The organism is Alteromonas sp. 38, assembly GCF_902506055.1.
GTDB classification, from domain to species: domain Bacteria; phylum Pseudomonadota; class Gammaproteobacteria; order Enterobacterales; family Alteromonadaceae; genus Alteromonas; species Alteromonas lipotrueae.
This window is the reverse complement of the sequence record NZ_LR733300.1, coordinates 2,822,927-2,846,767: the sequence shown is the minus strand read 5'-3', so window position 1 is coordinate 2,846,767 and position 23,841 is coordinate 2,822,927. Positions and strand designations below refer to the sequence as shown.

Genomic DNA, 23,841 nt, shown 5'->3' with positions numbered 1-23,841 from the left:
GCTAGTCATCATAAATAAGCAGGTTATATGCCTTATTTTCAAGCTGCATTGCACTGGTTTTTTACTCGGCTGTAGGGGGCAGGTTAGACAGTACTGGTTTATATCAGGATTGAATCTGGTTCAACGTTCTATATCGAATAGTTGGCGGATTATACGCGGTGGATTACTGATTTATCGGCAACGCAATTGCAACGCTTAAGCCACCATCGGCAGGGCGAGTCATTTGTAATCTTCCACCATGTTTTTCAATGGCTTTTTTCGCAATGCTCAGCCCTAGTCCGAACCCTGATGTATGCATTTGGTTGCCTGCACGGTAGAAAGGTTGAAGCAACTTTTCTATTTCATCACTATCAACGCCAGGGCCATGGTCGCGCACGGTAATTACAGCCATGTTATTCTGCTTTTCCGTGCTCACCTCAACCAATTCACCGCGAGATGAATATTTGCAGGCATTGCCGATAATATTTTCCAGTGCTTGATGAAGGGCTTCTGCATAACCTGAAATTGTTACATTTGGCTCGCAGTTAAGGGTTAGAGGAATGCCCGGGTAGTGCACTGCCATATCGTCGGCTATACGTTCGCACAGGGCATTAATATCGCAAGCTTCTGGGGTTGGCTTACCTTTTTCTAACTTTGAATAATCCAATATTTGTTGAATAAGTGCATCCATACGAACGCAATCATTATGAATTTGCTTCACATGGCGACTATCAGGCGTGTGCTGCTCTATAATGGCTGCTGATGCTTGCAAACGAGCCAGCGGCGCGCGAAGTTCATGGGAGACATCATGCAACAGTTGTTGCTGATTCGTGGCAGCTTGATGCGTTTTATTGACCATAAAGCTAATATCAGCGGCTAAGTCGCCTAGTTCATCACCACGAGTCAGAATGGCTCTAGGCAGCGTGGCAACTTCTTGTTGGTTGGCATAACGTCGACTAAACGCACCTAGGTAGTTAATAGGGCGTACGATGCCCCAACTTAATAGCGCACTGACAATGGCTGAGGCAATAAAGATAAAAACGAACTGCAGAGATTGAAACCGGTAAAGTACTTGTTTATAGATGCGAGGCGCTTCTGGCAATCGGGTTTCTACCCGGTAGGGCAGTGCAGATAGGCCATAAACTAATTTTACTGTGCGATCCCGTTGAGGCACTTTGTTCATACGATAATGATAGATGGTTCTACCCGTGTTATCCGATATCTGCATAGCAATGAGATCGCCACGATGTCTGACATTATGGCTTATCCAATCTTTTATTTTCCCTTTAGGGACATTACCGTTTGCAAGGTCTTGCTCGTAACGCCACACAATGCGTTCGGCTTGGCTAAGTACACCATTAAAATAACGTTGGTTGTATTCATCAGAAGTGTATTTACTAATCAGTACATATCCTGTGGCAGTCATCACGAGTAGGCTAGCTAACCAGAACGTAAGGAATATTCGCCAAAACAGGCGTTTGAACCCAAACGTTTGTTTTATTGAATGCCAAACCTCTGAACGCTTCATGCTATACCTTACTGTTGCGTTGGTGGGGTAAGCATTTGATAACCCACGCCACGAACCGACTTAATCACGTCGTTTATACCTACCGCAGTCAGCTTCTGGCGTATTCGGCTTACGTGTACATCCATCGCGCGGTCGTAGGCTTCAAGTGGCCGATTAAGCACTTCTTCTGTCATTTCTTGTTTAGTAATGGTTTGTCCAACGCGTTCCATTAACAAGCTTAGCGCATTGAACTCTGCGCCAGTTAAAGGCAGAGGGGTGTTGTCTACTAACGCCGTTCTAGCGCCGCTATCAAGTACAATACCGTGAAGTTGAGCATGCACAACCGCTTGGGTTGGCGCATTGCCATTTTGGGTCCGGCGAATAATGGCGCGAATACGCGCGCCGAGTTCCCGTGGGTTACAAGGCTTCGCTAGGTAATCATCCGCCCCCATTTCTAAGCCAAGAATTCTATCTATGTCATCACCACGGCCCGTAAGCATGAGAATAGGCGTTTGCTTTTTTGCGCGAACATTACGCAGTACATCAAGGCCTGACATGCCGGGCATCATAATATCTAATACTACCGTATCGAACTCATCGCTTTGCAATAGGCGGGTAACGGCGGCATCGCCACTATTTAAGGTTTCAACTGCAAAGCCGTCGGTCTGCAGGAATTCACTGAGTAGCGCGCAGAGTTTTGCGTCGTCATCTACCAGTAAGATTTTGTATTTTTCATTTTCCATAAAATAGAGCTTAACCGTTTTATTTTGAGGGCTTTTCAACTTTACCGAACTTTACACTAGCTTAACCCTACTTATCGAATCGTTTATGCATACTTAGCTTCGTTGATGAAACAAAACGTTTCCACCATGTCATGCAGCATCATGACCAAAACAAGTAGGAATATTAAGATGAAAAAATTAATTGCCGGTGTTTTATTGAGTGCATGTATCGCCACTACTGCTTATGCAGGTGGTAAACATTCTGATGATCGTAAAGGTCCCGACTTCTTCCCCATACACAAAATGACGAAAGTGCTAGATTTAACTGACGAGCAACAAGATGCACTAAAAGCATTAAAAGCTGAACTTAAAGCGGAGCGTAAAGCAAACCGCCCAGAGAAAGGTAGTGAAGACTCGTTCAGAGCGCAATTTAAGGCACTCGATCCGTCAGACGCTAATTACGAGCAAGACCTAAATGAACTTGCAAACCTAAAAGCCGAAAAAGCGAAAGCACGTTTCCTTAAAATGGCCGATGTACGTGTCAAGGTAAGTGAAATTCTAACTGACGAACAGCTAGAAAAGTTCGAGTCGATGAAAGAAAAGCGTGGCAAGCGTGGTGAGCGCGGCGACCGTGGTGACAAGAGAGAAAGAAACAGTTAGTCGTATTATAGACTTTGTTTTTAATAAAAGCCCCCGCAGTTGGAAAGTCCAACGAGCGGGGGCTATTTTGTTGACTATTACTGTTTTATGTTCAGCAAAACTCGCCTTGGTGTTCTTTATTATTGCGAGTTACTAGGTTGTTGAACTTGCGCGTAGGTAAAAATAGATGAAGGCGCTTTGGCAACCTTTTCTAGTGCCTTTCGGTCTGTGCTTGATGGAATAGACGTTACTCCCATCCATGTGTTGCGGCGATTATTTTTCGCGCCATAAAGCGCGGTATCTGCAAACCCTATTGTGGTTTGCCAATCAAAAATATTGTAGTGCTGCTGAGAAAGCGGGTATGCAGCATAGCCAATTGAACAGGTGACGTGTTTGCGTGTTTCTTCTGTAATTTGGAAAGTAGTCGAACCCACAATATCCACCGCTCGCTCTGCCAACACGCAAGCTTCTTCTCTAGGCGTGTTATGGACGACGACTAAAAACTCTTCACCACCCCAGCGAATAAGGTAATCAGTCTCACGAAATATATGCTTTAAGCGTTTTTGTGTTTCAATTAGAACCTTGTCACCAGCCTGATGACCATAAGTATCGTTAATGTTTTTAAAGTGGTCTAAATCGACAACGAAGAATAATATATCGTAGTCGTTATTGGGAACAGTGTACGTTTGATCGCAGTTATCGTAATAACGCTGCACTAGGGCAATATCGCGCTCAATATGTTGTGTTAGATAGCGCCTGTTGTGCAACCCAGTCAGCGGGTCAGTCAAGCTGGCCTCTTTGAGCGCGGCGGCTTGTTCACTGAGTTGCTTATTGGCTGTCAATAACTCAGCGGTTCTTGCGTTCACGAGTTTTTCTAAAAATGCTTGACGGTGTCTGTGGTGTTTTACCCCTAGTAAATGGCCTATGTACACAGCGACACATAAAAATAAAATAGCGGCAAATTTTGCTAGCGGGGTTTGATACCACGCTGGCAAAACAACTAACTGTCGATGCAATGCGTTTTTTTCCCACGTGATCCCATCGTAAGAGTACTCAATTTGCAAAGTATAGTCGCCAGGTTGTGGCATAGTAATGACGGCTAAACGTTGCTCAGCATTTGCTTGAACCCAGTTTCCATCTAATCCCAATACGCGATAGCGATAGTGAGTATGTTCAGGGGTAAGGTAATCAAGCGCCGCAAATTCGAAGGTTATTCGTTTTATCAGCGGAGGAACTGTCAAATCAGTCGCGATTAGCCCTAGCGATTCGATGCTATCGTCATGGTGAACCACAGTAACATCAGTGAGCAAAATCGGCACAGACGACTTCGAAAACGTAAAGTTAGCACTGTCAATAATGGTTAAGCCGTTGATGCCTCCAAAAACAATGTCGTTCTCATCTGTCGTTGCAGCTGCTGAATGTGCATAAGGCGCATTCACCACGCTTGGTGCAGCGACTGCGTGACTGACAACAAAAGTATGGCGATTTATTGCCGCAATGCCCTGTGTAGTACTTACCCAAATATGATCTTCGCTTTCTCCCGCGATAGCAGCAATATTATCGCCTGGTAAGCCACTAGAGCTCTCTATTTGAATCCAGTCGGCTTTGTTAGGGTTAACAAATAAACCTGCAGAGCCTGTACCAACCCAAAGGTAACCTTTATCGTCAACGAATAAGCTAGATATATATTGTTGTTTTAGAATGGGATGAGCAACGTGAGTTGTAGCCAAGTTGATAGTTCGATCCATTCGAATATCGCCTTCGACCAATCCTTGCCACGTACCAATCCATAAGCGATTCTCATCAATGGCCAATGAGGCGATACGTCTCTCGGTAATACTGTCAGCAAATTCAATTTGTTTTTCTGTAGCGTTGTGCTGCACCCATAAGCCGTCTGTGCCGCCTAGCCACAAACTCGTCCCTGTCGATAAAAAGGCAGTGGTAAATGTTGTAGGGCTACGTGCTGAAACCGCCAACGGTCGGCCTTGTTTAGTGACACGGTCAACTTTCACTGTTGCAAAGTTGCTTGACGCATATACATCACCATTTTTAGAGACATGCAAGGTTTCAACGGGGTTTTCTGAAGTTTCCCAAAGCGGTTCTGTTTTGCCGTTTACTGGTGACAGTATTTCAATACCAGCATTACCAGAACCGACGAACAGTTCGCCATGATGAGACTGTACCGAATGTACTTTTCGGTAACTCAAGCTTTTATCAATATTTGCACCACCAAATATATTGATTATTGAATGGTTATTCGCATCGAAAATATTCAGTGTGTGCCCAGCGCCAATCCACACTAGCCCCTTGCTATCGGTAAAGGTAAACCAGATATTGTCGTCAGCAAGCGAGGCTGGTTGAAGTGGATTGTGCGAAAACTGGCGGGTTTCGTGAGTCTTAATATTCACTTCTATCAACCCTTGCCCAAAAGTGCCAAGCAGCAGCAAATCAGGTTTTATTTCGCTCATTGTGAAAAGCCAAGGCAATGTCGTGCTACCAATCGCTAATTGGCGAAACGGTGCATCCACATTTTTGACGAACAAGCCTTTGTCGGCGGTGCCTACGACGAGTGAGCCTGAAGCGGTCGAAAGAATACTACTGATACGGGGTTGTTTATCACTACCAACTTCTACTAGTTGCGGAGCATGTTTTATGCCGCTACTTGCGATATCAACAAGCGGAAAATGAAACAGCCCATGTTGAGAGCCAACCCACAACTGGTGCTTGTTATCTACATGAAGAGCATGGATCCTCGCTTTATTAGGTAGTTCAAATCTCAATAGTTTTTTCGTTGCATCATTAAAAATGAACAAGGCTCTATCTGATGTAAAAGTGAAAATATTATTATTGGCAACCGAGGTGACGTTAAGGTGGAGTATCGATACATCCGAAAGTAAACTTTGTTCATAAGCAATGAGTTGAAGTTTTCCTTGGTGTAAACGGTAGAGACCTTGTTGAGTACCTACCCATACTTCGCCATTGTTTGTAGCAAAGGTGGCTTGAATTTGAGGCGATGGCGTATCGCTTTGCTTATTTTCAAATGTTACCGCTTTCAACGACTGGGAATCCCATCGCCATAACCCTTTGGAATCAACAAACCAAATAAACCCGTCTTTAGTTTCCAATACCGAAAGGATAGGGCCGTCAATGAGTGAAGTCTCGGCTAGAGGCGTGTAAAACGTAGGCTGATGAAGCGTATGCCAGCTAGTGCTAGCTAAAGCAGGGATGCAGAAAAATAATGGCAACACTGATAAAGTGCGAAACAGATTAAAAACTCTAGTTAACAAAGTAGCGTACCACGTTAATCGTTAGTATTAACCCAATGCATACTGATGCACTAAATCTCTTTTGTACTTTGAGAATAAAGCGTTGTTATTCGTGTTGCAACGAGAAACAGGCGGCAGCAGTATTAATATAGACTTCATTGAATAAGCGCTTGTTTGCGTAAAGATTACACATCACCAGTTAAATCGTTACACCTATTCAAAGGCAACGGTAACGCTTAAATTATCGAGATCCTATTAATGTTTGCTTTTCATGTGGTTATAGCGAATTAACCACTTATGGTGCAAATTATGCTGCTCTTAAAAGTAAGTTGTAATGCAAGCTCGCCTAACAATTGCACGGGTACGGGTACGGGTACGGGTACGGGTTTCATTAATACGAATTTTAAGCAGAGAAGGAGAACGCGATGAAAAAGCTTACGTTAACCGCTATGGTGGGTGCAATCTCACTAGCCTTAAGCGCAAATAGTTTCGCAGGCCATCATGAGGATGAAGGGAAAAAGATTATGATGAATAATCTGAAAACAGGCGAAGCTATCGGCAGCGTGATGGTAAGTAGTTACGACGATGACGGTGTGGTATTTACGCCAAAATTATCAGGGCTAACCCGAGGTATTCACGGCTTTCATATACATGAAAATGGCGACTGCTCTGCGGCGATGAAAGATGGCAAAAAGGTGCTAGGTGGTGCTGCAGGCGGGCATTTCGACCCTGAAAATACGGGTAGTCACAGTGTACCTTGGTCTGAAGAAGGTCATGAAGGTGATTTGCCAACCTTGTACGTTGATGAAAGTGGTAATGCGACTCAACCTGTGTTCGCACCAGAATTGGAGCTTGAAGACATCGAAGGGCGCGCCATTATGATTCATGCCGGTGGCGATAACTACTCTGATTCCCCAGCCAAACTTGGCGGTGGCGGCGAGCGAGTGGCTTGCGGCGTAATCGGTAAATAGATAGCCTCTAAGAGCAATATTAGTAACCAAAGCGGCAGGAATGCCGCTTTTTTTGTGTTTAAGTTCCTCACAACTATCAAAGCCGTTCAAACCTGAAAAAGGGGGAATAGCGAACTTGCGTTTTACCTCAATGCACTATTGAATACGGTAATACGCTTTTTAAGGAGATGTAAGGTGTTTACAGATAAGTTTGTGTCTACTGTGCTAAAGTCAATGTTAACTGTATTAATAGTAATAGTCTCAACCAATGCTACGAGTGCAGATGACATTTCAGATGTTGTGGGTGAAATTAGCGGTGAAGCATTGCTAGCACAGTATCCAGCCTTTATGGACGAATATAAGTCGTACCAACCTAGCGACGCTGAGATTAAAGCAGTATCTGCTTTAGAAGACGATACGCTAATCATACTATTTGGCGCATGGTGCCATGACAGTGAAAGGGAAGTGCCCCGACTATTAAAAACACTAGATGCTAGCGGGTTAGATGTACCTCAATTTACTTTATTCGCCGTTGATAGAAAAAAGAGCGACCCAGAGGGAGTGGCAGAAAAGCACGGGCTTAACTATACGCCTACCTTCATATTAATGCGCGATGGTGAAGAAATAGGGCGAGTAGTAGAACGTGCGGAAACCAGTTTAACCCAAGATTTACAGGTGCTGGCGTTAGCGGCCGAGTGAAGCAGCGGATAAAGAAGTAGTTGATAAGATGGTATTGAATAAAAGAAGCAGCAGGCCTCTGTTAGCCTGCTGACTTATCCACTAATTTTTTACAATCGCCTTGTTCAAGAGCTAGCCTTAAACCTTAGTTCAATAACCTAACCTAGTCGCTAATTCAAGAACCTGGTCAAAAGACCTAAGCCAAGAGTTAAACTCAGTAGCTATTAATTAATAACATGACGAAAACTGTTACTGGTTAAGCGTGTACTCAAGGGTGATTTTCGTATCTAAAAGCTGCGAAACTGGGCAGTTATCTTTTGCTTCCTGAGCAATTTTAGCAAATTCGTCTTCGGTAATACCCTCAACGCTCGCTTCTAGGCTCAACGCTGACTGACTAATCTCATAACCATCGTCTGTCTTGTCTAAACTAATTTTAGCCGTAGTGTTTAGTTCTCCGTCATCATAGCCTGCGCTTGATAATGCAAAAGATAAGGCCATGGTGAAGCAGCTAGCATGTGCCGCCCCTATGAGTTCTTCGGGGTTGGTGCCTTTGCCATCTTCAAATCGTGTATTAAATCCGTAGGGTTGATTAGATAATGTGCCTGTTTCGGTCGAAATACTGCCTTTGCCTTGTTTGCCTAAAGGTTTGTATGCCGCACTGCCTGATTTAACTATGCTCATTTGCTATTTCCTTACGTTTTTGACCAAACTGGTTATACAGTTTGAATTTTAAAAACGTAACGATGCAAGTGCTCTGCCGTTGTCACTAATTTTCTGCAAACCTAAGCCATGCAGGCGATAGCGTTATAATGCTGATAGTAAACGCCACGAGTGTCGTAAGTTAAATGTGGTGTCATCACGTTATGGTTACAGAGATACATGAAAATTTTACGTGCAATTATAATGTCACTGAAAATGAAAGTTTCTAAGGCTTAATCCGTTCTGTATTAGTGAGCCGTATATTTTGTCTTCGATAGTTAATTTTAAGGTTAATAATGAAATCTATTTTGCCCGCATTATTATTAAGCACTTTTATCGCTGCCCCAATTGCCAATGCTGACGAGACTGTTCTGGCTGGTGGGTGTTTCTGGTGCATGGAATCTGATTTTGAAAAATTAGAGGGGGTAACCGATGTGGTCTCGGGTTTTACCGGAGGAACCGCGCCCAATCCTACCTATAACGGCAGCCATAAGGGGCATTATGAAGCGGTGAAGATAACCTATGATGAAAGCAAGGTGTCGTATCGAGAGATACTCGACCATTACTGGGTGAATATCGACCCCTTCGATGCAAGAGGGCAATTTTGTGATAAAGGCCCTAGTTATTTAAGTGCCGTGTTTGTGGCTAGTGAAGAAGAACGTGCCATCGCACAAGACACTAAAAATGCGGTAAAGGCGCAATTTCCAAATCAAACAGTGGTTACGCCTATTTTAGATTCATCGACGTTTTATCCCATTAAAGGTGACGAGATAGGTCATCAGGATTTTTATAAAAAAAGCCCAGTGCGCTACAAATTATATCGCTGGAACTGCGGCCGCGATCAGCGCTTAGAAGAGATTTGGGGTGATAAATCAACAGGTGAGTCTTAATTGGTTTCGTGCGGTGATCATTATTGAGTGCCGCTGCAGTGGACTAAAACACAGGTCTGCTTTGTGTGGCATTATCCGATTTGTATTTTTATCTCGCTATTTTTTCTTTATAGTTAATTTTAAAAGACACATAAACGTTGTTTAACATTTAATAGCGATGAAATTATCAAAACGGCTGGAAGTTGTACATGAAGAAGTACGTTGTGGTTAAGCTTATCTTGCTGTGTCTGGGATTTTCATCTTACGTTAGTGTGGCTGAAAAAAGCCAGCTACCTATGCCGAAAGATGGCGATACACTGTTAACCACAGGTTCGAGCTATTTCCCTTATGTTGATAAGAAGGCGCAAGACGGTGGCTGGTCTGTTTCCTTAGTGAAAGCTATTTTCAAGCGTATGAATACCCCCATTTATATCGATTATTTACCGTGGCAGCGCGGTTACAAATGGGCGCTTGAAGGCAAGTACCAAGGTACATTTCCCTATGTTTATACCGACGAGCGGGCTAAGTCGTTTATTTACTCTAAAAAAATTAATTCAATTCCCGTACGTATTTACACCTCGAAAGAAATGAAAGTGAATACATTAGCTGACGTTACAGGGGCTCGCCTGTGTTTGCCCTATGGTCATAGCTTAAGTAGCGAACAGTCGGCGTTTATCAAAGCTTATAAACTTTCTGTTCAACGAGCGGCCGATGCAGGAGGGTGTATTGTTCAAGTATCGAAAGGCTGGGGCGAAGTAGGCTTTACTAACGGTTATCTGCAAGGCGATTACAATTCAGCGCTATTTGAAGTGTTAGATAGTGTGAATATTATCGATATTCCTGTAGCCACTATTCCGCTTTATTACATTGTCTCTAAAGAGCTTGAAAATGCGCAAGCGCACATCGATAAATTTAATGCAGCATTAGCGTTTATTGAACAGTCCGGCGAGCGCCGCCAAATAGATGCGCGGTTTGAAGCCATAGCCAATCAAAAATAGCACTGGTTGAAATACTGCAAGCAATTAGGCGCTGTCATTGCGCTTAATCAATGTAAATGTGCTTAATAGATAACCATATTAACTGGCGTAAACCGCTAACTAAATACTGCCTCAATTATCATCAGTTGACTGAAATTTATGACTATCTCCATGCTAATAGCGTGGTAAAGTGAGTTGAGATTTTGTTAAGGGTAGTATTAGGAAAGGAAGTTGGTATGGTCATCGATGGTGTAGTGCTAGCAGGTGGGATGTCAAGCCGAATGGGGGAGGATAAAGCACTTTTGAAACGTGACGAGCGCGATATGCTTACTTACACGGCAGACTTAGTTTCCTCATTACCTATTGAGTATTTATTGATTAGCCGCAATGAAGCGATCACTGCTAATTATCTGACTAATGAGGCTGATGACTGCGCTCAGAACTATAAAGTGGTCAATGATGTTGTGGCAGATATTGGGCCTCTGGGTGGGATATACTCTGTCGCTATTCAGAGCAACGCTGACGCATTGATTATCACGCCCGTTGATTTGCCACTGTTACGAAAAGAAGATTTAGAAGCGCTTATCAACAGAGGAACTAGCGCAAAACGTCCCGTCTATTATTCCCATCATTATCTACCCTTATTTTTGCCATTAACCATAGAGATTCGTCAGTACCTGGAAGATGTTGTTAAAGGAAAAGTGCCGCAGCGTTCGGTCAATACAATGTGTACAAATTTTGGTGCAATTGAAGTAACACCTAAAAAAAATTCGCGGTTAACCAATGTGAATACGCCAGCACAGTGGAATGCCGCAAAAAAATTGCTATTACTGGCCGGAAATTAACGACATTTCAACGAACATTACTTTCTTGTTAGTGTGTTTAATCATCAGCTGGCTTATTATTTAAGCGCGTAAACAAATCGCTTTTTGCCAAAGCGCATCAATTTCACCGAATTCAATATTGCTTGTTCAATACATTTAAGGGTTAATGCAATGCTTTGTACCTCTTTATCATCCGCTAAATCTTATATGCAGATAGCTGGCTTGTGCATTTGCTGCGTTGTCTTCTCTTTCTCGGTGAGTGCCGCTAATGCCAACGGTCAGGCTTCCACTGATGGTGAAGTTCGTCAGGAACCACTATCCCCCAGTTTGGTTGACGTTGAACGCTACCCTGAAGCAGATGTTACCCAACCAGTCCCTCAATTTAGTGCAGATGCAAGTTGGCCTACAATGCCGAAAACATTGATTATTGGTCAGGTGCCGGGGTTGTCTGTAGATAAAAACGATAACGTGTGGATACTACATCGACCAAATTCACTGAGTAAGCTTGATGTAGGGCTTTCCAACAAGATGGGACTGTGCTGTGAAGCTGCCCCTCACGTCTTACAATTCTCTGCGCAAGGCGACTTACTGAAAGCGTGGGGCGGGCCTGAAATATCACCTTCAATAAACGGCGAAAACCAGTGGCCAGCAACAGTCCATGGACTTTATGTGGATGAAGAAAGCACGGTGTGGTTAGGCGGCAATGGCGATGGCGATCATGTGGTGCTTAACTTCACTGAAAATGGGGAATTTATACGCCAGTTTGGCACTCGCGGGAAAACCGACGGCAACTTAAGTAAATCAATGTTAGGTAATCCTGCCGACATTTTTCATAACACCCTGACTAACAAAGTTTTTATTGCCGACGGGTATATTAATAAACGCGTGGCGGCGTTTAACACAGATGCCAACGAGTTTGACCAACTATGGGGTGCGTACGGCACTGCACCCGGCGGCGGTACGCGAGAAGGCGCGTTCGATGTTTCTCAAGCTACCGCCAATGCCGGTGCTACCAGCACACAAGCGCAAAATTTTGGCGACATTGTGCATTGTGTAACCCTAGCAACTGACGGCAGAATATATGTGTGCGATAGACGGAATAATCGGATTCAAGTATTCAAAGCTGATGAGAGTGGCACGGTTAATTTCGTGCAAGACGTGATAGTGGCTGGCGAAACCGGCGGCTTAGGTACAGCTTCTGACATCGCATTTTCGCCAGACAATAAATACATGTACGTGGCCGATATGATGAATGGTCGCATTTGGATTTTATTACACGAAAACTATCAAGTGTTGGGAAGTTTTGGTCGTCCTGGCCGCTACCCTGGTCAGTTTACTTGGTTACATAGTGTGGTAGCTGACAGCAAGGGTAATCTGTACACCTCGGAAGTCAGTACAGGCCGACGAGTACAAAAATTTGTATTAACAGGCTTTGAGAATAATCAATAGCGCTAGGCAAATCGGCTAAGTAAAAAAGTTGAACAATAGCGGTAAGCACCAGAACTAGACACCAAAGCCAAGCCATAGAATAAGTCACAGCAATAAGGATAATAATGGTTCGACATAAAAGCGTTAAATCACACCATGTAAGAAGAAGGCTTAATGTAAGTTTGCGCCTTGGAGCTGGGGCATTAAATACAGTGCTAACTAATTCGGTGCGATTGAGTGAATGGTTATTAAGCCTATTACTATTAAGTACAGCGACCGCTGTATACGCTGATGTCGATATAAGTAGCCAAGGCGAAAGCAATATTGCAACCTTAAGCCAAAACGTAACCTTAAGCCAAAACGTAACCTTGAGCTCGGGTGCCAATGGGGTACTGGAAAAGCCTGGCTGCACCGTTAAAAACGATTCAAATGTTAATGTAAAAGGCGCAGTGCTGTTAATTCACGGTTGGGCAGGGCAAAAAGACGAAGTAGGCGACTTATATAAAGATTTGGCTCATCAGTTAAGTACGCATTGCATAGCCTCTGTTAGATTTGATGTTCGAGGTGAAGCTGAGCGTGAAGCAAGTAACTATACGTTGTCGAGTACCTTTAAAAGCCGCGTAGAAGATGCTCAGGCTGGGCTAGATTACTTGCAAGCGCAATACCCTAGTACACGACTGGTAGTGGTAGGGTTTAGTTTAGGGGGCGCGACAGCTATGGAGTTGGTCAGTACGCACCCTAAAGTTTTCGATGGTATGGTGTTATGGTCCACAGCGCTAAACCCAAATGAAATAGTCACGAATGCGCAGAACTATAAAGAAGTTCGACAAGCGTTAGAAGAGGGGCAGAGCACGTTAAAAAGCTGGGTTGATTTGACCCTGACCCGCAAGCACGTAGTGGGAATGTTAGGTTACAACCCTATTCGAAACTTAGGTGATTTTGAAGGGGAGTTATTAGCGATAAGAGGCTCGAACGACTATTTACCTGCCCATGAAAAAGTCATTTTTGAGGCGAGTAATGCGGTTCGTGAAGATGCCTATTACCTAGGTGGCGCCGATCATATATTCAACGTTTATGAGCCTGATACGAGCAAAAAAGAAGAAGTGCTGACTTTATCAGTTAACTGGATCAAGCAGCTACTTAATTAATGAAAGTTGTTTTTCAGACAAAGGCTGAAAACACAGTGCAGGAAAAAGCCGCCATGTTAAGTGTTACGGTTTAACAAAAATTCTATTAACGCGTTTTCAGGCAATGGTGTAGACCAGAAATAACCTTGCCCAATGTCGCAGCCAAGTGACAGGAGCTTTTGCAAGGTTTCTTCATCTTCAATCCCTTCCGCAACCGTCTTCAAGCCTAAACTGGCTGCCATATTGATAATCGCGCCTACCAGAGACTCATCGTGCTCAGAGAAACATAACGGGATAATAAAAGATCTATCTACTTTCAGCTTGGAGGCGTTAAAATTTCGAAGATAACCCAAGTTAGAATAACCAGTTCCAAAGTCATCAATGGCAATGGTAATGCCAAGCTCACTCAGTGACGCGAGCTGCTTTTGTATTTGCTCGGTTTCGTCAATCAATAAGGATTCGGTAAGCTCTAGTTCTAAGGCTTCAGGAGGTAAACTTGCTTCATACAATGCACTTTCTATAGTGCGTTGAATCTGGCCGTCTTTAAACTGCATCACCGATAAATTCACCGCCATGCGTATGTCATGATGACCTTGCTGGCGCAATTTGGCACAAAATTGGGTGGCTTGACGTATTACCCAGCTACCTAGTTCATTAATTAAGCCGCTACCTTCTGCCAAGGGGATGAATAGGTCCGGTGGGATCATACTGCCATCAGGTTGAGGCCAGCGTAATAGTGCTTCTAAGGTGTCAACTTTGCCACTTTTTAAATCTACAATGGGCTGGTAGTGCAGTTCGAATTGCTGTTCACTCAGCGCGGGGCGCAAGAGCTGTAGCATTTTAAACTTGTTTTCGCTGGCTTTGTCTAAGCTCTCATTGTAATGGTGATAGGTATTGCGGCCATCTTGTTTCGCTTTGTACATGGCGATATCGGCTTTACGGCACAACTGCTTAAAATCAGTGCCATCTCTAGGTGCGCTAGCTGTACCTAAAGAGGCTGAAACCGTTACCTGGGTTTGAAATATATCGAAAACAGATGCGCACTGCTCAATCAGAGAATTAGCGAGGGACGTCAATTCATTAGTTTGAGGGGTGATTGGGGCAATAACCAGAAATTCGTCACCGCCGAAGCGGATGAGATATTGTTTTGGCGACAAGATTGCAGTTAGCTGTTGGGTAAGTAGTTTAAGCAATTGATCGCCAGCTGCATGGCCTAAGGCATCGTTAATAGGCTTGAAATTATCTAAATCAATAAACAGAATTGCTAATGACAGCCCATTTTCTTCACACTCGCTTAGCGATAAGTTAAATAGGGTTTCACCATAAAGCCGGTTAGGTAAGTTTGTTAGGCTATCGTGGTGCGCTAAATGCTGAATTTGCGTGCGACTTTGGGCCACTTTTATATTTTCTCGCTGCAGAGATGTCATCAGATTTTTGATATCACGAACTAAAATGTAAACACTAAAACCCGTGACGATAAATATTACTAATGTAAAAATTAAATGCTCCCAGCTAAGCGACGGGATATTGGGGCTAATAACGCCTTGAAGTGATAACCCGACAATCAGAACACATTGCAAAATAACGAAAGAAAGTAGCGTTAAAAACAAGCCTACACCGCCTAAAATAGCAGCGAAAATTATCAGGGTGGGGTAACCCAAAATAGCTAGGTCGAATAACCCTGCACCGGTTGCCGCTAGCGCGAACAACATGGAAGACAATGACACCAGCAGGGTAGAAGCCGAGGCAAGTACTTTATGTTTATAAGCGAATACAAACGCAGCAATTAGGCAGGTAAGGCCGGCGGCAATAATGAAAAAGGTAATGTTTCGAGCCACAGAAAGAGAAGCCACTAGCCCGAGGGCAGACACTCCACAAATTTGCATGAGTCTACGGCGACGTATTTGATTAAACGCGTCTTTATCTATGGTTAACGCAGAGTTAGAAATTGTGAGCTCTTTCTAGTGACTAAAGGCCTTGGGATATGTATTTATAATAGCTCACTTTTCCGGTGAGGTAGATTAATTCCAGCACTTGTATTAATACCTTGAGCTGCCTCCCGATACTTATGCACAACGTCGGAATGTGCTATAGATGGTGTTAAACCATTTCTTGCTCATTTACTCACTCTCTCTCAGTTCAATATATTAGCCACTTCTTTTGACACTTTTTCATACTCAATTGATTCGATAAAGCCTATCGAGAACGTTTTAGGCGTATTCAGAAACTTGTTTTTTCCTTTTCCGACCGAAACCGAGCACCGTCATATTGCCCTTACTACCGAACTTTTAGCGCACTTAAAACCAAGAAGGGGTGAGTGTTCCTGACGAGGTTTCTTTGTGAGGTTTTGATGATATTCCCATGACAGCGTTTTTTAAAGTACCTGTTACGGTAGTAAAGCAAGAGCCTTACATTATAGGAAAAGAAGCTGCACAACTGCTTCTTGAATTGATAGAAGATAAAGACAAGCATTCACAAAAAATTGTGATTTCCTGCTCAGTAACGCAAAGAGACTCTTGCGCTAGCCCGAAGAGAAAAGGGTAAGCAATAAACCTTGCCGGAGTAAGTGATTAATGATGTGAGGCCTGCGAATGACATTCGTGCTTATTTGGGAATAAAAAAGCGCTTTCAATGTATTCATTAAAAGCGCGCTTGTTGCGTGATTTATAGAGTTAGAAGCTACCGACTACGGTGACAGAGTCATTCGCTAAACTCTCATCCACAAAGCCAATAGTGTTTGGATTATCAGCAACAAGTTGCAGCATTTCTTCTTGTGTAGATACCTCTTCCGGGGGCGTTCCTTGGCCAGTAAAAACTAATTTAGACCAAAACGCAGAGTATTGGCTCTCTGATTTACCTAGCACGCCAGTATTAAAGGCACCACGAACGTCATTACCTTGTTCAAATGTTAAAGGAAGTGCTTTGCTTCCGTCAGGAAATGCTTTCATTTTGCCAAGATAGATTCTTTTGACGGATTCGGCATCAATACCCGAACTATTTTTTGCACTAACGATAATTACGTTTGCTGCACTTACAGGAAGTGCACACATTAAACTAAGTAATAGGACCGCTTTCGCTTTCATTTTCATTATTCCTTAAAATACTAAATCTAAAGATACTGCTATTGCAGGGGGCGATTGCTCTATCGTAAGGCGTTAGTCGATAGCGCCGTTGCGTCTGTGTCGTCGAATCCAGCATGTATCCTGCTAGGCGCGATAATTACGTATTAATTCTTCGAACTTAGAATAGTATAAGTTCAGTATATTAGCAGTGAAAGCTTATGCAAAATGTTAAATCCTCCATACTGAACGTTAATGTGCCTACTTTTACCTTTTACCTTTAAAAAATAAACAAAGATGCAGACTTCCACTACGACATACCCAGAATAAATACCTAAAACCGAATACCTCACATAATTACCTGAGTGTTATTATGGAGATATGAGCCTTAATACCATAATAGGTGAAGTTTTCGGGAACTTCCATTAATGACAAGCTAAGCGTGTGCCCAATAGGTTTATGGATTGGTGTATTATCAATAATTAGCGTATGTGGAAAGGATGCTTGTTGTTACCACAGATGTTTAAATTTAGCATCGCCAGGAACGAGTTGATTCATAAAGTGGGCAGATATGGCAAAACCAAACAAAAAGGGGCCAGTTCGAACAGTGCAAATAGCCTGCGCGAAATGTAAAACCCCCATTTTTAAATACCGTAAAGGTGGTAAAGGAGCATTAGTAAAGTGTTTTAAGGAGCGTATTGTTGAAAACTATACCACCACACCTTGCCAATGCCCGGGCTGCGAGCAGTCTTTTGCTCGAGAAGCTCTCGTGCGGGGCGCTCCTGCTTATAAAATAATTGGCGGCAAAGTGACTATGAAATAGTAAAACTCGCGTTATTTGCCAACGCTAGTTTCTATGGTTGTAACTACCGACATGCCCACCCGTAAATCTTCAATATGTTCTTGTGTCCCGTCTAAACCAATGCGTATGGGGAGGCGCTGAACAATCTTTGTGAAATTTCCTGTCGCATTGTGTGGGGCAACTGCAGAATAACTGACATTACTTGCTGGTCCTAAGCTGGCTACCTTACCCTTCAGGGTGATACCCGGTAAGGCATCGACTTCAACGTTTACGGTTTGGCCCGCTTTAATATGTGCCAATTGCGTTTCTCGGTAGTTTGCCGTGATATATAAAGTATTACTAGGGACGACTACCATCAAAGGTTCCCCTGTATTTATGTACTCACCAACCCGCGCTAGTTTCTTCCCAATGATACCGTCTATAGGGGCATAAAACTTTGTGTAGGACAGTTTAAGCGTTTGAGTGTCAAGGTTTGCTTCGGCAAGTTCAAGCGCAGCTCTGGCTGCATCCAAACTTGCTTTAAGTACCTGGGTTTGCTGCTGTGTAAAGGTTAGTTCTGCTTTACTTTTCGCTACGTTAGCCTGAGCAATAGTAAGTTGAGCATCCGCTTGTTGTAGTGCTTGCTTACTACCTGAACCATCTTGGGCGAGGTTGCTGAAACGAGTTTGATTCGCTTTTGCTAAGGCGAGCGCGGCTTTACTCGCTTTATACGTTGCCTCTGCTTGTTCAATCTTTGTGTGTTGTTGAGATAATTTCGCTTTAATACTCGCGAGGTTCGCATTAGCACTATGGGCTTTCGCTTTGCTAGCGGCAACGGCAAGCTTAACGTCATCATCTTCAATTAAAACCATTAGGTCACCTTGTTTGACCTGCTGGTGTTCCTCGACTAAAACGGCTTTAACCGTACCTGATAACTTTGCTCCCACCGAACTGAAGTCGGCTTCTATGTAAGCGTCGTTTGTGGTTTGGAAGGCGCTGTTAGATTCTGGTTCATTTAAATAAACTACAGTGCCCACTGCTAAGACGACAAGTACGCTAGCGATAGTCAATTTGATAGGGCGGGGTAATGCCATAATTTGTTATCCTTGCTAAAAATGATTAATTGGTTACAGGTGAGCTGGGCGCTGGCACGTGAGTCATACTGAGCACGATGGGGATCAGCAGGCATGCAAGCACACCAAATAGACGGTAAATATCGGCTATTGATAGCGTAAGCGATTGCTGAGCGAAAACGTGTGACAACTCTGCAGGGTTCAGTATGGGTAAATATGAACTTGATGTTGACGCGTGCCCGATAAGCGTATCTGTATGCAAACTGCCGCGCTGCGTCAAAAGGTGGCCTACTAATGCGCCGCCTAACAATGTTCCTAATACCCGCAACGTATTGATAATACCTGAGAAGTAAGGGCCTTCGTGTGGTTGAACCACGCTTGTCATCAGAAACAGCATAGACACCACCGCCATAGGTTGCCCAATGGCTTGCAAAACTTGCGTTACTAAAAATTGATCACGGTTCCAGCTGCTGGTAATACCGGCACCTATGAAACACGCGATACCAATAGTTAATAAACCTATGGCGAACACAACACGTGCATCAACCCACTTTTTATATAGCAGTATGGCTACCACAGAACCCAACACTAGCTGAGGCAGGGCGATGATCAGTGCAAGTTGAGACGATTGGAGTACTCGATAATCTTGTACTGCAGTTAAAAAGTTCATGGGTAGTACCGTCGCTGACATGAACACAATTAGTATTAGAGTAAAGATGAGCGATCCTAACCCTAAATTTCTGCGTCCGAGTAGTCGCAAACTTATAAAGGGAGTAGGGTGGTACCACTCAGTAATAAGATAAAGAGCGAGCAAAGCGCCCCCATTTATTGATGCTAGGGTGATTAAGGTGGAATTGAACCAGTCTAAACGTTCCCCTTGTGTAAGAGCGATAGTTAGCAGCGCCATGCCAATTACGCCTAAGCCCATGCCTAGCCAATTCCCTTCTTTAAATCGCGCATACTTGGTGGCTTCCTTCGGTGCCCCCCAACGTACCAACGTAATAGCCACAAAACACAGCGGGATAACTTGCCAATATATAAGGCGCCAATTGTTTACCTCATCAGTCCATTGTCCGGTTAACCAAATAGCAATATTAGGCGAAAATGTCGCTGTCATGGCGTATAGCGCTAGCCCATGCAAACGTATATGCAGCGGCAATGCTTTTAACGCCATCATCATCAATAGTGGAACAAGAGCCCCACTGGCTACGCCTTGAACGAACCTGAGCGCGATAACCAGTGATAAGTCATTGACGAAGGGCAAGGTAAGCGCAATCAATGCGATAATTATCACCATGTAGGTGTGAAAACGACGAACCGAAAAGGTAATGGCAAACCATGTCGCAAAGGGGGTAATGAGTATTTCCCCTGCTAAATAGCTGGTGGTTATCCATGAGCCACCATCTACCCCAAAGCCAAGCGCGCCACGCACGTCCACTAATCCCAAGGTGCCAACTCTGTTGTTAAGACCTGCCATCATCGCACTGATAAATATACCAAGTAACGCTGCTAGAATTTTGGTGGGTGGTAAAGCAGGTTTACTCATCGCTCACCTCTATTGCGTTCCAGCCGCCGCCCAACGATTTATATAAAGACACCAAGCTTAAGCTTGTACTGGTCACACTTTCGCTCAGTGCAAGTTGGCTATCGAGTAAATTGCGTTGTGCGGTTAATACATCAAGATAGTTTCCCGCTCCTTGTTCAAAACGGCGTTCTGCAAAGTGAAGCGCCTGTTGATAGCCATGGTAGGCTTTTTCAAGGGCATCATGATGGCTTCGCATAGACGCAAGTCCATCGAGGGCATTGTCTACTTCGTGCCACGCATTTAGTACGGTTTTTCGGTAAGTGATAGCCGCACTTTTTTGAGCTTCTTCGGTTAGCTCTAAGCGTTTTTCGAGCTTCCCACCTTGGAAAATAGGTAAGTAAATAGCTGGGCCCATACTAAAAAAACTGGCATCCCATGTGGCTAAGTCGCCACTTTCAAATGACTCGAACCCCGTGCGGCCAACTAAGGTAATGCGCGGATAGAAGTTAGCTTGTGCCACCCCAATATCAGCAGTGGCTTTATGAAGCCTAGCTTGGGCAGAGAGCACATCAGGGCGTTGTTGCGCTAACTCACTGGGTATGCCAATGGGAATGGTATTAGGTAGCGAAGGTTGGGGCATGGCATCAATAAGCAGTGCATCGAGTGCGTGCGGCGATTCACCAAGCAAGATAGCAATACTGTTCATTTGCGCATTTCTTTTTGCAATAATTCTGGGGATTTGCGCTTCCACCGTGGCTAGCTGAGCCTCTGCCATCGACATATCATAGCGCGTAGCAAAACCATTGTTAGCTTGGTTACTAACCAGTTTTAGTTTATGCGCTGCAATAGCTTTATTGTGTTGCACAATCTGTAATTGGCTTTGCGTACCTCTAAGTTGTAGATATTGGTGGGCAACTTCGGCCATCAAGCTAACCTTAAAGGCTTCTCGGTCTAGAAGCGTTGCCTTTAACTCAGCCATAGCACCTTCTTCGGCACGCTTGATATGACCCCACAAGTCGATTTCCCAGCTTGCATCGAAGCCTGTTTGCCAGTAGTTGTTTCCACTGTCTTTAGCGCCAAGCGCTGCAAATTTACTCTTGTCACTAATATCTTCACGGGTGTAGTCACCAAAAAAAGATACTTGGGGGAGTTTATTGGCTTTGGTTATTCCTAAGCGTGCTCGGCTTTGCTCAATGCGACTCGCGGTAAGTTGTAAATCCAGTTTGGCGTGTTCAGCTCGCGCGGCAAGTTCAGTCAGGATAGGGTCATTAAATTGCGACCACCATGAAGCGGAAATCATGGTATTAGAGACATTATATTGCTGAACGTAGTCTCTATTATTCTCTATATCCGTTATTGAATAAGCTTCTTTAGGAATAGTAAAGGTTGGACCTACTGTGCAACCAGCAAGAAGCGCAATGCCTACAGAAAGAGTCAGACTTTTAAGCCTAAGGGCTGTTTTGAAGTAGTGGGTGCGCATAGCAATAGAATCTCTTGGTGTTGGTTATTACAAATCATAAAATCGAACCGAACTTATCGGTACAGTTTAAAGTCGAAAGAAAATCAACTCACTATTTAATAGTGAATCGATTTTCAGGGAATTCGTGGTCTTTTAGACTTAGTGTTATTAATTCTCAGAAAAATTTTTGGGAAGAGAATAATATTGAACTGTACCGCTCAGTTCGGTACTATAAGGTTGAATTGAAGAATTGTCAATAACGCTTAGGGTTGGGTAGTGCACAATGACGATAGCAAATGAACAAGAAAACGTAGCGCAAGCGCTTGGTAAGACACTAGGGGCAAAGGCCATCACGGTTTTACAGGCGGCAAGAAAGGTATTTTTAGCCCATGGATTTTCTAATGCTACCACTGACATGATTCAGCGAGAAGCGGGAGTATCTAAGTCTACGGTTTATGCGCATTTTGCCAACAAAGAAACCCTTTTCAGTGCGGTTGTACAGACCGAATGCTTTTCCACCTCGACTAGTATGCGTACCATTCGATATAAACCCGGACAGTTACGCGACGTGTTACGCGAGGTCGCTAACGTGTACTTGAATGTTGTTCTATCTAAATCAGGGGCAGCATTAGCGCGTATGGTCATTGCAGAGGTAGAGCGCTTTCCGAATTTAGGTAAAATTTTCTATGAATCTGGCCCGCGGGCGAGCATTAAGGTTGTCGCAAATATTATTGTTTCAGCGAATGAAGCAGGTGATCTAGAGCTCGGGTCATTAACGAGTGAAGAAGCGGCGAGAATATTTATTGGTTCAGTGAGAAGTGAGTTACAACTCTATTATTTAACTCACCCAGATGATATGCCTACAAAAGCACAAAAAGAGCAGTGGATCACGTTAATTGTCGATACCTTCACGCGAGCTTACGGTAAGAGCGCTTAGTGTAAAACGAACATTCATACCCCCTGTTGTACTAAGTAATACGTGCAACAGAGGGCGTAAGAAATTACCTATTAAATCTGCTTATTATTTACGTTGCTGCTTGTAACTTGTTGTACAGCGTATCTTTGAGTACTGCGCGATCATGCTTCATTTGATGCAGTGTTTCGTCGCTGGTTGGACCGCCTTTTAGCTCAAGCTTGCGGATTTCTTCATCTAACGCGTTGTATTGTTTGGTCTCGCTGGCAAACGTACTGTCGCTTTCTACAAGTTTTTCAATAACGGCTTTGTATTCTGGAAAGTCAGATTGTAACGAGTGGTTTTCACCTAACATAATATGCTCCTAAAATTTTTGTTCACTAAAATGTTTCAAGTAGTGTTAGTTAATATCTTGTACGGCTACAACGAGATCATTCCAATTACGTTGATTTTCCATGTCGTATTCCATGCCTTTAATGTCGGCTTCGTTAAATCGTTTAACGGCAGGGGTTTTACTGGTTGCTTGATAGAGCCAGTAAGCTTCTGCACGTAACGCTTCATCTATAGGTTTATCGATAGACTCATAAACGGCTTGTTTACAGGCATTAATCGATTCTGCGGGAAACAGCGCAATGCGTTTAGCAAGGGCGTCTACATATGGGCCTATTTCATCGGGCTCCAGCGCTTTATTAATGGTGCCGTAAGCTTCGGCTTCATCGGCGCTAAAATCACGGGCACTTAAAATTATTTCTAGAGCACGGCCAAGGCCTGTTTGACGAGCCATCCGAGATGCGCCACCACCACAAGGTAATATTCCCATGCCTACTTCCATTTGCATGAACTTGTATTTGCCGCGAGCGGCGAAACGCATATCGCAAGCTAAGGCAAATTCATGACCACCACCTCGGGCAAACCCTTCAAGTTTCGCGATTGTGGCCTGTGGCAATTTGCTGATACGTTCTAATACCACTTGAAGGTCGAGCAATTTCACATCGCTGCGAGCTACCGCTTCGGTAGACATATCTTTTAGAAGGTTAGTGTCATAGTGACAAACCCAAATTTCCGGATTAGCTGATTGGAACACCACAACCTTGACGGTGCGATCGCACTCAAGTCGCATAGCAAGACCCATTAGGTCTTCTAGCATTTCTTGGCCCTGAACATTAACGGGGCCGAAATCGAAAGTGACGGTAAGTATTGCACCGTCTTGCTTTGCGGTAAAAGTGGTATAGCCGTTATACGCCATGATAGTTTCCTCTGATTGCTTAATTGTTAAGTCATTCTATAGATGTGTTTAACTTTCCATTAAAAGACTAGCAGTGATTGGGTGGCTAAATAATCGGTAAAACCGTGAATACAGTTTATG

22 protein-coding genes are annotated in these 23,841 nt (G+C 43.7%); 11 read left to right on the top strand and 11 right to left on the bottom strand.

What is annotated here, in order from left to right; translation table 11 throughout:
• Positions 1-163: 163 nt before the first annotated feature.
• Together FLAVO9R_RS12355 and FLAVO9R_RS12350 are read right to left on the bottom strand one after the other, a co-directional pair.
• Positions 164-1,507 (bottom strand): sensor histidine kinase, encoded by a 1,344-nt coding sequence (locus FLAVO9R_RS12355; protein ID WP_159531727.1) that lies wholly within the window; start codon positions 1,505-1,507, stop codon positions 164-166.
• 8 nt (positions 1,508-1,515) lie between these two features.
• A complete protein-coding gene (locus tag FLAVO9R_RS12350; RefSeq protein ID WP_159531725.1) occupies positions 1,516-2,229 on the bottom strand; it encodes a response regulator transcription factor in 714 nt (237 codons plus the stop codon).
• Positions 2,230-2,397: 168 nt separating this feature from the next.
• Between FLAVO9R_RS12350 and FLAVO9R_RS12345 the strand changes: the two genes are divergently transcribed.
• Positions 2,398-2,868, top strand: coding sequence for a Spy/CpxP family protein refolding chaperone (locus tag FLAVO9R_RS12345; RefSeq protein WP_159531723.1), 471 nt, complete (start codon positions 2,398-2,400; stop codon positions 2,866-2,868).
• A 119-nt stretch (positions 2,869-2,987) separates the two neighbouring features.
• Here the strand turns inward: FLAVO9R_RS12345 and FLAVO9R_RS12340 are convergent, their stop codons facing one another.
• The gene (locus tag FLAVO9R_RS12340) at positions 2,988-6,134 is read right to left on the bottom strand and encodes a ligand-binding sensor domain-containing diguanylate cyclase (protein WP_159531721.1); all 3,147 of its coding nucleotides are present in this window, start codon (positions 6,132-6,134) and stop codon (positions 2,988-2,990) included.
• Positions 6,135-6,538: 404 nt separating this feature from the next.
• On the opposite strand from FLAVO9R_RS12340, the gene FLAVO9R_RS12335 reads away from it, so the two are divergent.
• The gene (locus FLAVO9R_RS12335) at positions 6,539-7,084 is read left to right on the top strand and encodes a superoxide dismutase family protein (protein ID WP_159531709.1); all 546 of its coding nucleotides are present in this window, start codon (positions 6,539-6,541) and stop codon (positions 7,082-7,084) included.
• Positions 7,085-7,258: 174 nt separating this feature from the next.
• Positions 7,259-7,762 (top strand): thioredoxin family protein, encoded by a 504-nt coding sequence (locus FLAVO9R_RS12330; protein WP_159531707.1) that lies wholly within the window; start codon positions 7,259-7,261, stop codon positions 7,760-7,762.
• Between the two features lie 228 nt (positions 7,763-7,990).
• On the opposite strand, the gene FLAVO9R_RS12325 is transcribed toward FLAVO9R_RS12330, so the two are convergent.
• Positions 7,991-8,422: an OsmC family protein gene (locus FLAVO9R_RS12325; protein WP_159531705.1), complete on the bottom strand. Its 432-nt coding sequence runs from the start codon at positions 8,420-8,422 to the stop codon at positions 7,991-7,993.
• A gap of 314 nt (positions 8,423-8,736) precedes the next feature.
• Here FLAVO9R_RS12325 and msrA point away from each other — a divergent pair, with 314 nt between their 5' ends.
• The 5 genes from msrA (at position 8,737) to FLAVO9R_RS12300 (ending at position 13,686) form a co-directional block, all read left to right on the top strand.
• A complete protein-coding gene (gene msrA / locus FLAVO9R_RS12320; protein ID WP_159531703.1) occupies positions 8,737-9,330 on the top strand; it encodes a peptide-methionine (S)-S-oxide reductase MsrA in 594 nt (197 codons plus the stop codon).
• Between the two features lie 188 nt (positions 9,331-9,518).
• Positions 9,519-10,307: a substrate-binding periplasmic protein gene (locus FLAVO9R_RS12315; protein WP_159531701.1), complete on the top strand. Its 789-nt coding sequence runs from the start codon at positions 9,519-9,521 to the stop codon at positions 10,305-10,307.
• Between the two features lie 215 nt (positions 10,308-10,522).
• Positions 10,523-11,131: a molybdenum cofactor guanylyltransferase gene (gene mobA / locus FLAVO9R_RS12310; protein ID WP_159531699.1), complete on the top strand. Its 609-nt coding sequence runs from the start codon at positions 10,523-10,525 to the stop codon at positions 11,129-11,131.
• 150 nt (positions 11,132-11,281) lie between these two features.
• Positions 11,282-12,559 (top strand): beta-propeller fold lactonase family protein, encoded by a 1,278-nt coding sequence (locus FLAVO9R_RS12305; RefSeq protein ID WP_159531697.1) that lies wholly within the window; start codon positions 11,282-11,284, stop codon positions 12,557-12,559.
• 104 nt (positions 12,560-12,663) lie between these two features.
• On the top strand, positions 12,664-13,686 hold the full coding sequence (locus tag FLAVO9R_RS12300; RefSeq protein WP_159531695.1) for an alpha/beta hydrolase: 1,023 nt from the start codon (positions 12,664-12,666) through the stop codon (positions 13,684-13,686).
• Between the two features lie 56 nt (positions 13,687-13,742).
• Here the strand turns inward: FLAVO9R_RS12300 and FLAVO9R_RS12295 are convergent, their stop codons facing one another.
• Positions 13,743-15,551, bottom strand: a complete 1,809-nt coding sequence (locus tag FLAVO9R_RS12295; protein ID WP_220099891.1) for a putative bifunctional diguanylate cyclase/phosphodiesterase — start codon at positions 15,549-15,551, stop codon at positions 13,743-13,745.
• Positions 15,552-16,026: 475 nt separating this feature from the next.
• Here FLAVO9R_RS12295 and FLAVO9R_RS20480 point away from each other — a divergent pair, with 475 nt between their 5' ends.
• Positions 16,027-16,209, top strand: coding sequence for a substrate-binding domain-containing protein (locus FLAVO9R_RS20480; protein WP_232370641.1), 183 nt, complete (start codon positions 16,027-16,029; stop codon positions 16,207-16,209).
• A gap of 128 nt (positions 16,210-16,337) precedes the next feature.
• On the opposite strand, the gene FLAVO9R_RS12285 is transcribed toward FLAVO9R_RS20480, so the two are convergent.
• Positions 16,338-16,715, bottom strand: a complete 378-nt coding sequence (locus FLAVO9R_RS12285) for a phosphate ABC transporter substrate-binding protein (RefSeq protein WP_159534591.1) — start codon at positions 16,713-16,715, stop codon at positions 16,338-16,340.
• A gap of 580 nt (positions 16,716-17,295) precedes the next feature.
• Here FLAVO9R_RS12285 and FLAVO9R_RS20475 point away from each other — a divergent pair.
• The gene (locus FLAVO9R_RS20475; RefSeq protein ID WP_159531693.1) at positions 17,296-17,547 is read left to right on the top strand and encodes a hypothetical protein; all 252 of its coding nucleotides are present in this window, start codon (positions 17,296-17,298) and stop codon (positions 17,545-17,547) included.
• Positions 17,548-17,558: 11 nt separating this feature from the next.
• On the opposite strand, the gene FLAVO9R_RS12280 is transcribed toward FLAVO9R_RS20475, so the two are convergent.
• From FLAVO9R_RS12280 to FLAVO9R_RS12270, 3 genes are read right to left on the bottom strand one after another with little or no spacing between them, the layout of a single operon-like run.
• Positions 17,559-18,599 (bottom strand): HlyD family secretion protein, encoded by a 1,041-nt coding sequence (locus FLAVO9R_RS12280; protein WP_159531691.1) that lies wholly within the window; start codon positions 18,597-18,599, stop codon positions 17,559-17,561.
• A 25-nt stretch (positions 18,600-18,624) separates the two neighbouring features.
• Positions 18,625-20,124 carry an MFS transporter gene (locus FLAVO9R_RS12275; RefSeq protein ID WP_159531689.1) on the bottom strand — a complete coding sequence of 500 codons (1,500 nt, stop codon included), beginning with the start codon at positions 20,122-20,124 and terminating at the stop codon, positions 18,625-18,627.
• Complete coding sequence (locus FLAVO9R_RS12270; RefSeq protein ID WP_159531687.1) at positions 20,117-21,583, bottom strand: efflux transporter outer membrane subunit; 1,467 nt, start codon at positions 21,581-21,583, stop codon at positions 20,117-20,119. The genes FLAVO9R_RS12275 and FLAVO9R_RS12270 overlap by 8 nt, the downstream gene beginning before the upstream one ends.
• Positions 21,584-21,845: 262 nt before the next feature.
• Here FLAVO9R_RS12270 and FLAVO9R_RS12265 point away from each other — a divergent pair, with 262 nt between their 5' ends.
• Positions 21,846-22,499 (top strand): TetR/AcrR family transcriptional regulator, encoded by a 654-nt coding sequence (locus FLAVO9R_RS12265; protein ID WP_159531685.1) that lies wholly within the window; start codon positions 21,846-21,848, stop codon positions 22,497-22,499.
• Positions 22,500-22,587: 88 nt separating this feature from the next.
• On the opposite strand, the gene FLAVO9R_RS12260 is transcribed toward FLAVO9R_RS12265, so the two are convergent.
• Positions 22,588-22,830 carry a YdcH family protein gene (locus FLAVO9R_RS12260; protein WP_159531683.1) on the bottom strand — a complete coding sequence of 81 codons (243 nt, stop codon included), beginning with the start codon at positions 22,828-22,830 and terminating at the stop codon, positions 22,588-22,590.
• A 45-nt stretch (positions 22,831-22,875) separates the two neighbouring features.
• A complete protein-coding gene (locus tag FLAVO9R_RS12255) occupies positions 22,876-23,721 on the bottom strand; it encodes an enoyl-CoA hydratase/isomerase family protein (protein ID WP_159531681.1) in 846 nt (281 codons plus the stop codon).
• Positions 23,722-23,841 lie beyond the last annotated feature (120 nt).

Bases quoted from the DNA above. Each gene is read 5' to 3' on its own strand.
- FLAVO9R_RS12355 (WP_159531727.1), bottom strand. From the start codon at position 1,507: ATGAAGCGTTCAGAGGTTTGGCATTCAATAAAACAAACGTTTGGGTTC.
- FLAVO9R_RS12350 (WP_159531725.1), bottom strand. From the start codon at position 2,229: ATGGAAAATGAAAAATACAAAATCTTACTGGTAGATGACGACGCAAAA.
- FLAVO9R_RS12345 (WP_159531723.1), top strand. From the start codon at position 2,398: ATGAAAAAATTAATTGCCGGTGTTTTATTGAGTGCATGTATCGCCACT.
- FLAVO9R_RS12335 (WP_159531709.1), top strand. From the start codon at position 6,539: ATGAAAAAGCTTACGTTAACCGCTATGGTGGGTGCAATCTCACTAGCC.
- FLAVO9R_RS12325 (WP_159531705.1), bottom strand. From the start codon at position 8,422: ATGAGCATAGTTAAATCAGGCAGTGCGGCATACAAACCTTTAGGCAAA.
- msrA (WP_159531703.1), top strand. From the start codon at position 8,737: ATGAAATCTATTTTGCCCGCATTATTATTAAGCACTTTTATCGCTGCC.
- FLAVO9R_RS12315 (WP_159531701.1), top strand. From the start codon at position 9,519: ATGAAGAAGTACGTTGTGGTTAAGCTTATCTTGCTGTGTCTGGGATTT.
- mobA (WP_159531699.1), top strand. From the start codon at position 10,523: ATGGTCATCGATGGTGTAGTGCTAGCAGGTGGGATGTCAAGCCGAATG.
- FLAVO9R_RS12305 (WP_159531697.1), top strand. From the start codon at position 11,282: ATGCTTTGTACCTCTTTATCATCCGCTAAATCTTATATGCAGATAGCT.
- FLAVO9R_RS12300 (WP_159531695.1), top strand. From the start codon at position 12,664: ATGGTTCGACATAAAAGCGTTAAATCACACCATGTAAGAAGAAGGCTT.
- FLAVO9R_RS12295 (WP_220099891.1), bottom strand. From the start codon at position 15,551: ATGCAAATTTGTGGAGTGTCTGCCCTCGGGCTAGTGGCTTCTCTTTCT.
- FLAVO9R_RS20480 (WP_232370641.1), top strand. From the start codon at position 16,027: ATGACAGCGTTTTTTAAAGTACCTGTTACGGTAGTAAAGCAAGAGCCT.
- FLAVO9R_RS12285 (WP_159534591.1), bottom strand. From the start codon at position 16,715: ATGTGTGCACTTCCTGTAAGTGCAGCAAACGTAATTATCGTTAGTGCA.
- FLAVO9R_RS20475 (WP_159531693.1), top strand. From the start codon at position 17,296: ATGGCAAAACCAAACAAAAAGGGGCCAGTTCGAACAGTGCAAATAGCC.
- FLAVO9R_RS12280 (WP_159531691.1), bottom strand. From the start codon at position 18,599: ATGGCATTACCCCGCCCTATCAAATTGACTATCGCTAGCGTACTTGTC.
- FLAVO9R_RS12275 (WP_159531689.1), bottom strand. From the start codon at position 20,124: ATGAGTAAACCTGCTTTACCACCCACCAAAATTCTAGCAGCGTTACTT.
- FLAVO9R_RS12270 (WP_159531687.1), bottom strand. From the start codon at position 21,583: ATGCGCACCCACTACTTCAAAACAGCCCTTAGGCTTAAAAGTCTGACT.
- FLAVO9R_RS12265 (WP_159531685.1), top strand. From the start codon at position 21,846: ATGACGATAGCAAATGAACAAGAAAACGTAGCGCAAGCGCTTGGTAAG.
- FLAVO9R_RS12260 (WP_159531683.1), bottom strand. From the start codon at position 22,830: ATGTTAGGTGAAAACCACTCGTTACAATCTGACTTTCCAGAATACAAA.
- FLAVO9R_RS12255 (WP_159531681.1), bottom strand. From the start codon at position 23,721: ATGGCGTATAACGGCTATACCACTTTTACCGCAAAGCAAGACGGTGCA.